Source organism: Rhizobium sp. K102 (assembly GCF_022385315.1).
GTDB classification, from domain to species: Bacteria; Pseudomonadota; Alphaproteobacteria; order Rhizobiales; family Rhizobiaceae; genus Rhizobium; species Rhizobium croatiense.
Window position 1 is genome coordinate 422,151 of sequence record NZ_CP092436.1, and the last position, 14,519, is coordinate 436,669.

At 60.3% G+C, this 14,519-nt stretch carries 10 protein-coding genes and 1 pseudogene; 7 read left to right on the forward strand and 4 right to left on the reverse strand.

Annotated features, from left to right (window positions below; genetic code table 11):
• Positions 1 to 173: 173 nt before the first annotated feature.
• Positions 174 to 1,301: a DUF2333 family protein gene (locus MHI61_RS07990; RefSeq protein ID WP_239791589.1), complete on the forward strand. Its 1,128-nt coding sequence runs from the start codon at positions 174 to 176 to the stop codon at positions 1,299 to 1,301.
• Positions 1,302 to 1,524: 223 nt separating this feature from the next.
• On the forward strand, positions 1,525 to 2,817 hold the full coding sequence (locus MHI61_RS07995) for a DUF4010 domain-containing protein (protein WP_239791590.1): 1,293 nt from the start codon (positions 1,525 to 1,527) through the stop codon (positions 2,815 to 2,817).
• 213 nt (positions 2,818 to 3,030) lie between these two features.
• Here the strand turns inward: MHI61_RS07995 and MHI61_RS08000 are convergent.
• Positions 3,031 to 3,492 (reverse strand): annotated as a pseudogene (locus MHI61_RS08000) (PAS domain-containing protein).
• Positions 3,493 to 3,538: 46 nt separating this feature from the next.
• Positions 3,539 to 4,264 carry a LuxR family transcriptional regulator gene (locus tag MHI61_RS08005; protein ID WP_239792802.1) on the reverse strand — a complete coding sequence of 242 codons (726 nt, stop codon included), beginning with the start codon at positions 4,262 to 4,264 and terminating at the stop codon, positions 3,539 to 3,541.
• A 467-nt stretch (positions 4,265 to 4,731) separates the two neighbouring features.
• On the opposite strand from MHI61_RS08005, the gene MHI61_RS08010 reads away from it, so the two are divergent.
• On the forward strand, positions 4,732 to 6,264 hold the full coding sequence (locus MHI61_RS08010) for a hypothetical protein (protein WP_239792803.1): 1,533 nt from the start codon (positions 4,732 to 4,734) through the stop codon (positions 6,262 to 6,264).
• A gap of 166 nt (positions 6,265 to 6,430) precedes the next feature.
• A complete protein-coding gene (locus MHI61_RS08015; RefSeq protein WP_239791591.1) occupies positions 6,431 to 8,110 on the forward strand; it encodes a formate--tetrahydrofolate ligase in 1,680 nt (559 codons plus the stop codon).
• A gap of 88 nt (positions 8,111 to 8,198) precedes the next feature.
• On the opposite strand, the gene MHI61_RS08020 is transcribed toward MHI61_RS08015, so the two are convergent.
• A complete protein-coding gene (locus MHI61_RS08020) occupies positions 8,199 to 8,450 on the reverse strand; it encodes a type II toxin-antitoxin system RelE/ParE family toxin (RefSeq protein WP_345774863.1) in 252 nt (83 codons plus the stop codon).
• A 24-nt stretch (positions 8,451 to 8,474) separates the two neighbouring features.
• Positions 8,475 to 9,491, reverse strand: a complete 1,017-nt coding sequence (locus tag MHI61_RS08025; protein WP_345774870.1) for an extensin family protein — start codon at positions 9,489 to 9,491, stop codon at positions 8,475 to 8,477.
• Positions 9,492 to 9,499: 8 nt separating this feature from the next.
• Between MHI61_RS08025 and MHI61_RS08030 the strand changes: the two genes are divergently transcribed.
• The 3 genes from MHI61_RS08030 (at position 9,500) to MHI61_RS08040 (ending at position 14,440) form a co-directional block, all read left to right on the forward strand.
• Positions 9,500 to 9,706, forward strand: coding sequence for a hypothetical protein (locus tag MHI61_RS08030; protein WP_239791593.1), 207 nt, complete (start codon positions 9,500 to 9,502; stop codon positions 9,704 to 9,706).
• A gap of 20 nt (positions 9,707 to 9,726) precedes the next feature.
• A complete protein-coding gene (locus MHI61_RS08035; RefSeq protein ID WP_239791594.1) occupies positions 9,727 to 11,982 on the forward strand; it encodes a TonB-dependent hemoglobin/transferrin/lactoferrin family receptor in 2,256 nt (751 codons plus the stop codon).
• Between the two features lie 268 nt (positions 11,983 to 12,250).
• Positions 12,251 to 14,440, forward strand: coding sequence for an anthranilate synthase (locus tag MHI61_RS08040; protein ID WP_239791595.1), 2,190 nt, complete (start codon positions 12,251 to 12,253; stop codon positions 14,438 to 14,440).
• Positions 14,441 to 14,519: the final 79 nt, after the last annotated feature.

Here is a 14,519-nt window from a genome sequence, read left to right on the forward strand (position 1 = left end):
CGGCCCATCGAGCGCATATGTGGATGCAACGGGCGCGATGTCCTACTGCATAATTCCTTAAATCCGAATCGATTTAAGGAATTATGCAGCAACTCAAAGTGCTACAGCGTCCTTAGCGCGTCTGAAAAGACGCGCGGCGCTGTAGTGTTCGCCTCGCTTGACAGGAGACGACGATGCTTGACCGGATAGCCGGTTTCTTCAGGCTGATCGGCCAGACGATCGGCCGCTGGGCCCGCCTGTTTTTCGCCTGGGCCTTCTGGCCCTTTCTCGCCGCGCATGGGTGGTATCAGCGCCGGAGTTGGATGGTCCGCTTGCCGGTCATCGCATTCGTAGCGCTTTTCGTCGTCCTCTACGGCTATTTCTTTTGGCAGACGCAGGTCTGGACGAATTTCAACACCGCTTTCGTCGACCAATACCGGCTTTCCGAACGCAAGGTTCCTGCCGGGCAGGAACTGCCTGTCGCCGAGGCGAGCGGCGCTGCCGCCAAGACCTGCCAGCGCTCGGCCATCGTCGACGTCACGGCCGACCTGACCGATTTCAACGTCAACCAGAACGCGTGGATATCCTCCATGCTGCTCTACAAGATGGGCTTCTTCGGGATCGACTGGGATCACACGCCCTTCCTCGATAACAAGGCATCGTTCCAGCGCGGCATCAACCAGGCGGTTCGTCGGACTTCGGCGGAGCTTGTCGATTCGCTCGGGCGCGTGCGCGGCACATCGGGCGTCAACAACGACCTGCAGCGCGCACGCGGCCAGCTGCAGTTCGACGAGTACAGCTGGTATTTCGGGCTTCATCCCTTCGGACCGAAGACGCCGACGCCTTCCTTCTACCGCACGGCGATCGGCGACCTGCGTAAGTTCAACACCGATCTTGCTGCCTGCAACGCGATTTTCGACGGTCGCGCCGACAACCTCATGCAATTCATCGACCGCATCGCCAACGATCTCGGCAGCACCTCCGACATCCTGGCCGAGCGGTCGGAACACCACAATCGCGGCTGGTTCGACACCCGTGCCGACGACCGGTTCTGGTTCGCCTATGGCCAGCTCTATGCCTATTACGCCATCCTGACCGCAGCGCAGGCAGACTTCTCGCAGGTCGTGCAGGAACGCAATCTTGGCGCGATCTGGGGCGGTACGACGCGGCAGTTCCAGGCGGCGTTGCGTATCCAGCCGGCTATCATCTCGAACGGGCGTGAGGACGGCTGGATCATGCCGAGCCATCTCGCCACCATGGGCTTCTACATTTTGAGGGTGCGCTCGAACCTTGTGGAAATCCGTTCGGTGCTCGACCGGTAGAGCGTGGTGACGATTTAACGTCTTGGATTCCCAAGAGCAAGCAAATCAGATTTCAGCGCATTCACACCCGCTGTGCTGAAGATGTCGGTACCCTATCGGGGGCGGGACCGGTTCCGCGTCAAAGTCAATCTCACCCGGCCGTCTTCGCGTTGGGGACAGACTGCTATGGACAGGTCTCATCACTGGCGGCAATGTGGCTCAGGATTCGATGCGGGGAACCGGCATGGAGAATCTCGAACTTTTCGAACGTTTCGGGCTGGCGATCGCCATCGGCGCCATCGTCGGCGTGGAACGCCACTGGCGTGAACGCGATGAGGAGGAAGGAAAACGCACCGCTGGGCTGCGCACTTTCACGCTTGTCGGTATGTTGGGTGGGCTTGCCGGCTTTATCGAGCAGGCCGTTTCCGCCCCGTCAACGCCCTACGGGCTCGTCGTTACCGGCATCCTGATTATCTTTTCGGCCGTCTTCGCGCTCTATCAGTACCGGGAATCGGAGGCATCCGGCAGCTATAGCGTTACGTCTGTCATCGCCGGGATGGCCACTTTTTCGCTCGGGGCATTGGCTGTGCTCGGGAACCTGACCCTTGCAGCCGCGGGCGGCGTAGCGTTGGTGGCGATATTGGCCAGCCGCGAGGTGCTGCACGGCTTCATGAAAACGCTGACCTGGAATGAACTGCGTTCGGCGATTATATTTCTCGCCATGGCCTTCATCGTATTGCCGGCCCTTCCCACAACGCCCATCGGTCCCTTCGGCGGCGTCTCACCGGCTGAAACCTGGATGCTGGTCATTCTGCTCGCCGGCATTTCCTTCATCGGCTATGTGGCGGTGAAGGTGCTCGGACAAACGCGCGGCGAATTGCTGGCCGGAGCCGTCAGCGGCCTGGTCTCCTCCACAGCTACCGCCATCAACAACGCCCAGCTCAGTGCCGCCGGTCATCCGCCACAGGTGTTGGTCGCCGGAGCGCTTGCTGCCAATGCTGTCTCCTGCCTCAAGGTCGCGCTATTTTCGGCCCTGATCGCCGCGCCGATCGCGTGGCGGATCGGCCCGGCGCTTGTTACCGCCGCCCTCGTCATGGGCGGCATTTCCCTTTTGATCGCCCGCCGCAGTACCGGGGAACAGATATCCCGCAATTCGCGAAATCCCTTCGAACTTCGGGCAGTGTTGAAAATGGCGCTCCTGCTCGTCGCCGTGGCCTTTCTGGCGCGGGCATCGGCGGCTTGGTTTGGCGAAGCAGGCCTGCTGACCGTTTCGATGCTCTCGGGTATCGCCGATGTCGACGCCATTGCCGTCACCGTTGCCGGCATGCTTGACAGCATCGGCACTGAGCTTGCAGCGGCCGCTCTCGGCGCTGCAGTGATCTCCAACACCGTAGCGAAAAGCGGCTATGCTATGGCATTCGGCACGAGCGCCTTCAGCATACGCTTCCTCTTGGCCAATGCCGGAGCGCTCGCTGCAGGATTCTTCGTTTATCAAGCCCTGCCTGCGCTGGTGCAAGCAGCGGGCATAATTCCTTAAGTCGGAATCGATTCAAGGAGAAAATTATGCAGCAATTCAAGATGTTGTAGCGTTCTTAGAGCGGTTCAGCTTTTCATGGAAACGCAGAACTGCCCTATCCTTTTGTTTTTACGCAATTCCCGGCAAAAGCGCTTCGCGCTTTGCCTGGAATTGCTCTAGACTAGCGCGTCTGAAAAGACGCGCGGCGCTGTAGGTGCTATGCGCTGAGGGCGGTCAGCCAGATATCGTGCCGTCCTCGAAGCCGACGACGCGCAGTTTCGCGACGAATTCGTAGGTGATGCCGACGATGCCACCGCCGCTTTCATCGTCACGGAAGCGGCCGACGCTGCGCACCAGCTTGTAGCCACCAAGCCGGTTGTCGACGCGGTATACGAAATGGAAGGCCGACGCCGTGAAGGCTTGCCTCCTCGAAGGTTTGGGCGATCAGGCTGCGGTCTTCCGCGTGAATGTGCGACATCAGTTCCGCCAGGTTGACCGGTCCGTCGCTATAGGGCAGGTCGAAGATCGTGTGCACATCCTCGCTTGCGAAAAAATGTCCGGTTTCGATGTCGATACGCCAGAAGCCGAAAGGCGATAGGCAGCGAGCATCTGGACGATTTCGGCATCGGTGATGCCGAAATGGGCGCGGGACTGTACTATCTTGTCGACGACGGGCTGTTCGAAGCGAAGAGACACGATTCCCCCAATTTACGGGACGACGTTCTGACTCTCGTCTGATTGCTCAGTTGATCAGCTTCAATCGAATTGCTTTTGCTACCAATTGGGTGCGGTTGACGCAATCGAGTTTTTTGATCGCGTTCGTCATGTAGGCATTCACTGTATGGTCCGACAGCGTCAGGATCTGGCCGATTTCGATCGAGGTCTTGCCCTGTGCGGTCCAGCGCACGACTTCGAGTTCGCGCGCCGACAGCGCATTGTGGACGCTTTCCTCGTTACGTCTGACGGTATTATATGCGTCGAGGGCGTGGAGGATGATGATCGCCAGCTCGTTGACCTCGCTCTGGCCGAGCGCGGCGCGTTCGCCGCAAAACCAGAAGACGAGGCGGCGGCCGTCGACTGCAATGGTCGGCATGGCGACCCCCGCCGGTATCGCATGGTGCAGCATCAGGGCGCGCAGTTCGGCGGGAAAGGCCTGACCATTAACGGCATCGTTGAGGTGCCACGCTAGCGGCACGGCCGACTCCCTCAACCGCAGGCCGAAAGGACAACCACGCATCATATTAGCGCGGTCGAAATCGCGGATATAGGCGGCGGGAAGCGAGCTTTCGATCAACAGCGGCTTCAGCAGGAGGTCTTCCGGGGAAGGGGCGTGCATCAGCGTCGCATACGACAATCCGAAGGCCGCGGATACTCTGCCGAGAGCCTGCGCAAACAGGCCGCGCGTTCCTGCGACTGCAAGCTCCGCCGAAAGCAACGACTGTCTTTCAGAGGTGGTCATGTAAGACATTTGTACGCCTCCGGCAGCCCCGATGTTAACGCTATCAAATACAGAAACAGCGGCGGATGCTAGTCCCAATTGCCTTATCTCGAGCCGATTATTCCGAATCGTGAAGAAATAGTCACAGTCGCGCGCGTCTCGGTTGAGTTATCGCCGGTGCAAGTAGCGTTGTGGTATCTTTAACTTCTCCTGCGGCGGGGCAGCTGTGGATTTCGTCCAAGCCGGGCAGGAAGAGAATCATGCCGGAAGAGGCGGGGCGGCGCGAGGTGCCGAAATCCGGCTTGCTGCCGTCCGATGCAATTGCTAAGCGTATCCGCATGTATAACTGAGGCGATTTAATCGTGCGCTTTGTAAGAAAATTGCATCTGAAGTGTCTGCTTTTTCTGGTATTACTTGCTTTTCTTCTTTTAAGCTTGCCGTTCGGTGCTGCGACCTCGCAGGCTGCCGGGCAGAAGCAGCCGGCAGGGCAGCCGCCGATGCGCTTCATCCTCGTTCACCATCCCCTCTGCGTGGAAAACTGTCCGGGATGGATATCGGCAGAGGGACGCATAACCTCCGATACGCCAGCCCAACTTCGAAAAATTCTGAAAAAGATCGGCGGCCGGAAGTTGCCGATCGTGTTCCGGTCCGAGGGCGGTGATGTCGAGGCCGCCTATGCGATTGGCCGGATGATCCGCAAAGCCAGTCTGGAAACAGCGGTAGGCGGCACGCGGCTGAAGGATTGCCCGGCGGACGATCTGCGTTGCAATGCCGCTATCGCAAAGGATGGGACCGCGCTTGGCAACACCTACTCCACCGGCGCATATTGTTTTTCCGCCTGTCCGCTGGCATTCGCCGGCGGTACGGATCGTGTCGCCTCGCAATGGGCGTTGATCGGCGTCCACCAGATCACGACAATCTATAACAAGGTGCGAGTCTCCTACCGCATCGAATACAAGATCGTGAACGGCAAGAAGAAGGAAATCTCCCGCAAGGAAGTTGGACGCAAGTCAGCAGGGCAGAGCAGTTCCACCAAGCTCGGCAAGAAGGCCACTGCGGCCCTGACGGGTTACTTGAAGGAAATGGGCGTCAGCGCCGATTTGATCGGCCTGATGATGAGCGCCACGCCTGACAGCATCAACATCGTACCGACCGCAGATTCGCTCCGTATGGGCCTCATGACCGATATGCTGGCTCATAACGAATGGCCCGGCATGCCTGCCTGCGGGCCGGATGCGGCGGCCGAGGCCGTCTGCCATGGCCATCCCTCGGTTGAAACGCCCGGAGCGAAGATGCCTGTGCAGGATGCGGCCGCAACCACAGGCGAGAGCCTGCCGAAAACCCGGCCGATGGACTTTCTCATGATGTACAGTGGCGATTGTCAGGAAGAGTGCATCGAGTGGATTTCTGCGGATGGAGACATCACGCCGGATACGCCAGCTCGGCTGGAAGCGATCCTGAAGACGCTCGGCGGAAGAAAACTGCCGGTGGTCCTCCAGTCTAACGGCGGTGACATGGACGCGGCTTTCGCAATGGGGCGGATGATCCGTACTGCAGGTCTGGAGACCTCCATTGGCAGAACGCAGTTGCCGAATTGTCCAGAGCTGGATCCTCGTTGCAAAGCCAGTATCGCCAAAAACGGACCGACCAAGGGCGAGGTCTTTGCCGCCCGTGCCTATTGCCTTTCGACCTGTACTCTTGTCCTGATGAGCGGAACGCCGCGGATTGTCGGCTATTCGTCTATCGGCCTCGTTAGACCCACGACGGCTGAATATACGAAATTCCTCGCCTATTTCGACGAGATGGGCATCAATGCTGAGACATACGAGGCGGTAGTGCCTGCCATATCAACTGAGCGAGGAAGGATCATACTTCCTTCTCAGGCCCTCGAGCTTGGCATCATCGATGGTATCATTCCCTATAATGAAGAGCCTGGATTGCATGTCTGCGGGCCGGAGGCGAAGGAAAGTCTCCGGTGTCCCAGAAAGCCGGGGGCAGAAACAGGCCCTGTTGCAGCCACGGTAAATTGACATCGAGGTGTGAAGGCACGCCGTAGCGGCAATCATGATGCGCCAGATAAACACCGAGCGTGGCAGCCGCAAGGCGCGGCGCTATTCACACCCTGCCTATATTTCGCTATCCCGATGAATAGGAAACATCGGCTCCGCTGCTGCGGAGTTCGGGAGGGGAGCATCCATGCCGTCAATCAAATCCGATATCGAAATCGCGCGCGCGGCGGCCAAGAAGCCGATCTTCGAGATCGGAGCGAAGCTCGGCATAGCGGCCGACCAGCTCGCTCCTTATGGTCACGACAAGGCCAAGGTCAGCGCCGAGTTCATCGCGGCGCAGGCGGGCAAGAAAGATGGCAAGCTGATCCTCGTCACCGCGATCAACCCGACGCCGGCAGGCGAGGGTAAGACGACCACGACCGTCGGGCTCGGCGACGGGCTGAACCGGATCGGCAAAAACGCCATCATCTGCATACGCGAGGCTTCTCTCGGTCCCTGCTTCGGCGTCAAGGGCGGAGCGGCAGGCGGCGGTTATGCGCAGGTCGTGCCGATGGAAGATATAAATCTGCATTTCACCGGCGATTTCCATGCGATCACCTCGGCGCACAATCTGCTGGCGGCAATGATCGACAACCACATCTATTGGGGCAACGAAGAGAATATCGACATCCGCCGCATCGCCTGGCGGCGGGTCATAGACATGAATGACAGGGCGCTCAGGAGCATGGTCTCCTCGCTCGGCGGCGTCGCCAACGGCTTCCCGCGCCAAGGCGGGTTCGACATCACCGTCGCCTCCGAAGTGATGGCGATCCTCTGTCTCGCCACCGACCTGAAAGATCTGGAGCGGCGGCTCGGCGATATCATCATCGGCTATCGCTTCGACAGGACGCCGGTGCATGCGCGCGACCTGAAGGCCGACGGCGCAATGGCGGTGCTGCTCAAGGATGCGATGCAGCCGAACCTCGTGCAGACGCTGGAGAACAATCCCGCCTTCGTGCATGGCGGCCCTTTCGCCAATATTGCCCATGGCTGCAATTCGGTGACGGCGACGAAGACGGCGCTGAAGCTTGCCGACTACGTGGTGACGGAAGCAGGTTTCGGGGCGGATCTCGGCGCCGAGAAATTCTTCGACATCAAATGCCGCAAAGCCGGGCTGAGACCGGATGCGGCGGTCATCGTCGCGACCGTCAGGGCGCTGAAGATGAATGGCGGGGTGAAAAAAGAGGAGCTCGGCACGGAGAATGTCGCGGCGCTGAGGAAGGGCTGCGCCAATCTTGGCCGGCACGTTGCCAATGTGCGCCGTTTCGGCGTGCCCGTGGTCGTCGCGATCAACCATTTCGTCTCGGACACCGATGCCGAGATCGCGGCGGTGAAGGAATTTGTCTCAAGGCTCGGCGCCGAGGCGATCCTCTGCCAGCATTGGGCGAAGGGTTCGGCCGGCATCGAGGAACTGGCACACAAGGTGGTGGAACTGGCCGAATCGGGCCAGGCGAAATTCCAGCCGCTCTATGGCGACGACATTTCGCTGTTCGAGAAGATCGAGATTGTCGCCTCGAAGATCTACCATGCCGGCGAGGTGACGGCCGACAAGGCGGTGCGCGATCAGCTGCAGACATGGGAGGAGCAGGGCTACGGCAAGCTGCCGATCTGCATGGCGAAGACGCAATATTCCTTCTCCACCGATCCAAACCTGCGCGGCGCGCCGGAAGGACATATCGTTCCCGTGCGCGAGGTGCGGCTTTCGGCCGGCGCCGGCTTCGTCGTTGCCATCACCGGCGAGATCATGACGATGCCCGGCCTGCCGAAATCACCATCGGCGGAGCGGATTTTCCTAAACGACCAGGGTTATATCGAGGGGTTGTTCTGATCCGGCGAGGGCTCGTTCGGAGCCCGGCCCAAAATGTGAAATAGCGTTCAGAAGCTCTTCGGCCATCGCTGAGATGTGTGCAGGATTGTCAGAATTTCGATTTCGTTCTCTGTCGCCCGATAAGCGACAATATAGGGGATATCGCTTGCCATCTCCCTTGTGTCCGCCCGCGGCCAGCTTTTCCCATCAAAGGATGATCCGGCAGGCTTTCCACGATGGATCGGATACGGATGATCACCCTGATCGCTGCGCCGGGATTGTGACGGGCGATGTACGCGCCGATATGATCAAGCCGGGCTAGCGCCCTGCTGAAGTTTAGTGACTGGACGACCTGATTCAAGCGGAATCGCAGACGCTTGAATGATCAATGGCAGTAGCGATAACCGCCCTTCCTTTCCATCACATCGAGATGGAAATGGGTCTCGTGGGCGGCGTCGCTTTCGGGGTCCAGCACGGTGGTGAAATAGATGCAGCCGGCGGCGCTGACGGTGCGCTGGAAGGCGCCGGTCAGCGTCGGGTCCTCGCGGCGGGCGCGGACGGCGACGTCTTCGCCTTTCTCGAAATGGAAGCTTGCAATATCGATGGCATTGCCGCGGGCATGCTCGGAGATCTTGCCGGTTTCAGCGCCGTTGCGCAGACGGCACATATAGGATGTTGCCTGGTTGACGGTCGTGAGGCGCCCCTGTTCCGGCAGGGCAGCGGAGGCGGCCGGGATGACGCTCTCTTTCAGCCAGCGGGCGAGGGCGAGTGCCGCCGGGCAGCGGATCGTCGCCTCCGGCTTGAGCGCAATGCCGGGCAGGGCTTCGTAGACGATGATCGGTTTGTCGATGCCACAGCCGTTGCCGTCGTCGACGCGCGGCGTGTCCTTGAAGACGACGCCCAAAGCTCGGAGTGCGGCGGTGCATTCTGCGTGTTCGGAGTCGCTTTCAGGTTCGATCGTCAGATGCTGTTCTTCGAGCGTCTGCTCGGCTGGCGGCTTGTTCTCCTCCGCCGGCGTCTGCGGGCTTTTTAGCCCGCCCGGCGGCAACGGCGGGCCTTGCATCGGTTCTGCCGGCTCCGGCTCTGCGTGTTCGGGCTTTGCCGGTTCGGACTTTCCTGGTTCGGCTTGTGGCGCCGATGGCTGGTGCGGCGCCGGCGTCTCCGGCTCCTTCACATCGGGCTTCGGTTGCGGCGCCGGCACATCCGCCGGCGCGGGTGGTTCAGTCTTGTCGGGGAGCGGAGTAGGACTGGCTGCAGCCCCAGTGTCAGGTCGAGGTTGGGGTAAGGGACCATGCGGGGGCAGGCGGGCGCCAGCAAGAAAGGCGGTAGCGGCGAGAAGGATCGCCAGTATCGAAAGTTGTCTCAACGCATCCGATTCCCTGGTGTCGATAGCGGAAGGGATAACGCATTATGGCGGGTTTCGTTGCAATTGCGCAACGTACTGGAAGATCATTAAAACTTGAAAATAATATTCAACATAAATTGGTCGATTATGTTGACAATGTTTCTCATGTTTTTTATGCGGCAAAAAGAAGGCGGATTTCTGCTCCGTCTTATCCGCAAAAGCCTAGCCAGCCCATCGAGCGTTCGACGCGCCACGACCAGCCAGCCCGGTAATCATCATGAGAGGGTAGGTTATGATCGTCCGGCATTGGCGCTCGGTTCTATTGGTCTGCACGGCAGTTGCAGCTGTTGTTCCTGTTTCGCAGTCTTTCGCGCAGAGCGCTCCGGCCACCACGCCGGAAGCGGCGGCGGATGACAGCACCGTCCTGCAGAAGATCGTCGTCAGGGGCAAGCGCGTGGCGCCGGGCAGCGTCGCCGATACTCCGCTCGCGACCGCGGTCACCCAGAAGCAACTGGAAGAGAAGCAGGTCACCAATTTTGACGACATCGGCCGCAGCGTCGATGCGGGCGTCAACTATTCGCGCGCCGATGCGGGCTTCAACCTGCGCGGCCTTTCCGGTGCTCGCATCCTGACGACGATCGACGGTATTCCGATCCCATATATTTCGAACAGCTCGCGCCAGGGCGCTTTTGCGCCGGCCAACGCCAATGGCGGCGGCGACACTTTCGATTTCGATTCACTGTCTTCGCTCGATATCGTGCGCGGCGCGGATTCGAGCAAGGGTGGCTCCGGCGTGCTCGGCGGCGCCATTGTTCTCAACACGCTGGAGCCGGAGGATCTCATTCCTGAAGGCCGTGACTGGGGCGCGATCGTGAAATCGACCTATGACAGCGAAGACCGCAGCCTCTCCGGATCGGCCGCCGCTGCCAAGAAGATCGGCGGCACCTCGATCCTGTTCCAGGGCGGCTACCGCAAAGGCCATGAGCGGGCGAACATGGGCAATAATGACGTTTACGGTGCTCTTCGCACCGAGGCGAACCCGGCTGATTTCGACCAAAACAACCTGCTCTTCAAACTGCGCCAGGAGCTGGAAGGCGGTCATCGCATCGGCTTGACGGCGGAACGTTTCCGCCGCGATCTAGAAACCGACCTGCGCCACCTTCAGGGAGGAACCAGCCCTCGCAACTTCATGATCGACAATTATGACGGTCGCGAACAGCGTGACCGCGATCGCGTATCGCTCGACTACGATTATGAAGCGCAGTCTTCCGACGCGTTCTTCAGCAGTGCGCGCGCTACGCTTTATTGGCAGGATTTGAAGAAGGAAGCGGGCAGCGGGGGGCGTACGACTGCCAATGTTGCCTATGGCCGCAATAACGAGGTCGAAAACGAAACCTGGGGCTTCAGCGGCACCGCGACGAAGGATTTCGAATATTCCGGTCTCAGCCACTCCGTTCGCGTCGGCCTTGACGTCGGCATCTCCAGCTGGAGCCAATATAGCTGGGCTCTGTGCCCCACGTCGACGACTTGCCCGTCGCTGAACAATCAGGCGGAAGTGCCTGACGTCGACAGCCGGAACCTTGGGCTCGTTGTCGAAGACAAGATCGAGATCGGCAATACAGGCTTCACGCTGACGCCCGGCTTCCGCTTCGACTGGTTCAACTACGATCCCTCGACCGGCGGCGGTTTTGCCAACAATACCGGCCTTACCCGTTTCGGCGATCTTCGCGACCGGACGGAGGCCGCCATATCGCCGAAGATCCTTGCGACATACGACCTGACGCCTGATGTAGAGCTCTATATGCAGCTGGCGGTCGGCTTCCGCGCGCCGACCGTCGACGAACTCTACAGCCGCTTCTACAACCCCACGGGCCGCTACGCCCAGCTCGGCAATCCTGATCTGGAACCGGAAATCGGCCGCGGCATCGAAGTCGGCGCCAATTTCGACACGGGCGATGTTACCGGAAGGGTCGCGCTTTTCCACACCCGCTATCAGAATTTCATCGAGACGGTGACGAGCGTCGACGCGACAGGCTTTACTGAGTTCAATTACACGAACGTGGCAGCAGCGACGATCTCGGGTATCGAAGCCAGCGCCGTCAAGACTTTCAACAATGGCATCAATCTGCATGCTTCGCTTGCCTATGCCTATGGCAGGAACGAAGAGACCACGCAGCGCCTGCGCTCGGTGGCGCCGTTGAAGGCGATCATCGGCGGCGGCTGGAGCAATGAGACCTTCGGCTTTGACCTTTCCTCGACGCTTTCGGCCGGTATGCTGACCGACCACCTCAATAGCGTCGGCACGACTCCCGATACGACGTTCGATGCGCCTGGTTATGCCATCGTGGATTTGACCGGCTGGTGGACGCCGGAACAGCTACCGGGCCTGCGCGTTCAAGCTGGTGTCTACAACATCTTCGACCAGGAGCACTACAACGCGCTCGCCGTGCGCGACGTCAATCTCAACTCGGCGACGGCGTCGCAGCCGCGGGAGTGGTATTCCGAGCCGGGCCGCACATTCAAGGTCTCGCTCACCAAGACCTTCTGAGCCGGTCATACCTTCAAGGCTGGGGAGGGGGCGGCTTTCGGGCCGCCCTTTTCATTCGTGCGATCGCCTCTTGCGCGGCGGCTGATCTCAGGCTAACAATTTTCCCCATGATCAAGTCTTTGAACATCGCTGTTTGGTGGTGGGCTCGCTGAGGCGGCCTCGACCAATCGTGTCCAAAGACGACGACGAGTGAGCCGCCCGAAACTTCGAGGCGGCTTTTTTGTTTTATCGCCGCCTGTTGTCCGGGCCCCGATAACGGAGTGGAATTATGGTAACTATCCTGCGGGATGATGGTGCGGAAATCTACGAGACCAAGGGCGGGATATCGGTCACGCGGCAGCGGCGGGCGATCCCCTACAGCGACGCGGTCTCTTCCTATGTCGACAAGCTCGACGAGCGCCGCGGCGCGGTGTTCTCGTCGAACTACGAATATCCGGGCCGCTATACGCGCTGGGATACCGCCGTCGTCGATCCGCCGCTCGGCATCTCTTCCTTCGGGCGCGACGTCTGGATCGAAGCCTATAACGAACGCGGCGAGGTGCTTCTCGGCTTCGTGACCGAGCGGCTGCAGACGGTGCCCGACCTCGTCCTCGGCGCTTCCTCCGCCCGCCGCCTCGATCTTTCCGTCAAGGCGCCGGACCGGGTGTTTACCGAGGAGGAGCGCTCGAAGATGCCGACGGTCTTTACCGTGCTACGCGCCGTCACCGACCTCTTCTATTCGCAGGCGGATGCGAGCCTCGGGCTCTACGGCGCCTTCGGCTACGACATCGCCTTCCAGTTCGACGCGATCGATCTGAAGCTGACGCGGCCTTCCGACCAGCGCGACATGGTGCTCTACCTGCCGGACGAGATCCTTGTCGTCGACAATTACGCTGCCAAAGCCTGGATCGACCGCTACGATTTCGAGAAAGGCGGCGTGACGACCGAGGGCAAGGCCGAGCAGATCGCGCCGGAGCCTTTCCAGCATACGGATGCCATTCCGCCGAAGAGCGACCATCGGCCGGGCGAATATGCCGAACTCGTCACCAAGGCGAAGGAAAGCTTCCGCAAGGGTGATCTGTTCGAGGTCGTGCCCGGGCAGAAGTTCATGGAGCGCTGCGAAAGCAAGCCTTCCGATATTTCCAAGCGGCTGAAGGCGATCAATCCGTCGCCCTATTCCTTCTTTATCAATCTCGGCCATCAGGAATATCTGGTCGGCGCCTCGCCCGAAATGTTCGTGCGCGTTTCGGGACGGCGCATCGAGACCTGCCCGATTTCGGGTACGATCAAGCGTGGCGACGATCCGATCGCCGACAGCGAGCAGATTCTGAAGCTTTTGAATTCCAAGAAGGACGAGTCCGAGCTGACCATGTGCTCGGACGTCGACCGCAACGACAAGAGCCGTGTGTGCGAGCCGGGTTCCGTCAAGGTGATCGGCCGCCGGCAGATCGAGATGTATTCGCGCCTCATTCACACCGTCGATCATATCGAAGGCCGGCTGCGCGACGACATGGACGCCTTCGACGGTTTCCTCAGCCACGCCTGGGCGGTGACCGTCACCGGCGCGCCGAAGCTCTGGGCGATGCGCTTCATCGAGAGCCATGAAAAGAGCCCGCGTGCATGGTATGGTGGGGCAATCGGCATGGTGGGCTTCAATGGCGACATGAACACCGGCCTGACGCTGCGAACCGTGCGCATCAAGGACGGCATTGCCGAGGTGCGCGCCGGCGCCACTCTGCTCAACGACTCCATTCCGGAGGAAGAAGAAGCCGAAACCGAATTGAAGGCCTCTGCCATGCTTTCCGCCATCCGAGACGCCAAGACCGGCAATTCCGGCAAGATCCAGCGCGACGTCGCAAGCGTCGGCAAGGGCGTCAGCATCCTGCTCATCGACCATGAGGACAGTTTCGTCCACACGCTCGCCAATTACTTCCGCCAGACGGGTGCGACGGTTTCGACCGTGCGCACGCCCGTGCCGGAAGAGATCTTCGATCGGTTGAATCCGGATCTGGTCGTGCTGTCGCCCGGGCCTGGAACGCCGAAGGATTTCGACTGCAAGGCGACGATTAAGAAGGCGCGAGCCCGCAACCTGCCGATCTTCGGCGTCTGCCTCGGCCTGCAGGCGCTCGCCGAGGCCTATGGCGGGGAACTGCGCCATCTGGCGCTGCCGATGCACGGCAAGCCCTCGCGCATCCGTGTGCTGGAGCCGGGCATCGTCTTCTCCGGCCTCGCCAGGGAGGTGACGGTTGGCCGCTACCACTCGATCTTCGCCGATCCCTCGACGCTGCCGGCTGAGTTCATCATCACGGCGGAGAGCGAGGACGGCACGATCATGGGCATCGAACATGCCAAGGAGCCGATCGCCGCGGTGCAGTTCCATCCGGAATCGATCATGACGCTCGGCGGCGATGCCGGCATGCGGATGATCGAGAATGTCGTGGCGCATCTGGCGCGCAAGGTGAAGACCAAGGCTGCTTGACGGCCATTCGCTCCGCCCTTCCCCGACAGCGGGAAGGGCGGGTTGACTTTATCGGACAAATCAGAACATTTCCGGAACG

Bases quoted from the DNA above. Each gene is read 5' to 3' on its own strand.
- MHI61_RS07990 (WP_239791589.1), top strand. From the start codon at position 174: ATGCTTGACCGGATAGCCGGTTTCTTCAGGCTGATCGGCCAGACGATC.
- MHI61_RS08035 (WP_239791594.1), top strand. From the start codon at position 9,727: ATGATCGTCCGGCATTGGCGCTCGGTTCTATTGGTCTGCACGGCAGTT.
- MHI61_RS08030 (WP_239791593.1), top strand. From the start codon at position 9,500: ATGGCGGGTTTCGTTGCAATTGCGCAACGTACTGGAAGATCATTAAAA.
- MHI61_RS08005 (WP_239792802.1), bottom strand. From the start codon at position 4,264: ATGTCTTACATGACCACCTCTGAAAGACAGTCGTTGCTTTCGGCGGAG.
- MHI61_RS08040 (WP_239791595.1), top strand. From the start codon at position 12,251: ATGGTAACTATCCTGCGGGATGATGGTGCGGAAATCTACGAGACCAAG.
- MHI61_RS08015 (WP_239791591.1), top strand. From the start codon at position 6,431: ATGCCGTCAATCAAATCCGATATCGAAATCGCGCGCGCGGCGGCCAAG.
- MHI61_RS07995 (WP_239791590.1), top strand. From the start codon at position 1,525: ATGGAGAATCTCGAACTTTTCGAACGTTTCGGGCTGGCGATCGCCATC.
- MHI61_RS08010 (WP_239792803.1), top strand. From the start codon at position 4,732: ATGCGCTTCATCCTCGTTCACCATCCCCTCTGCGTGGAAAACTGTCCG.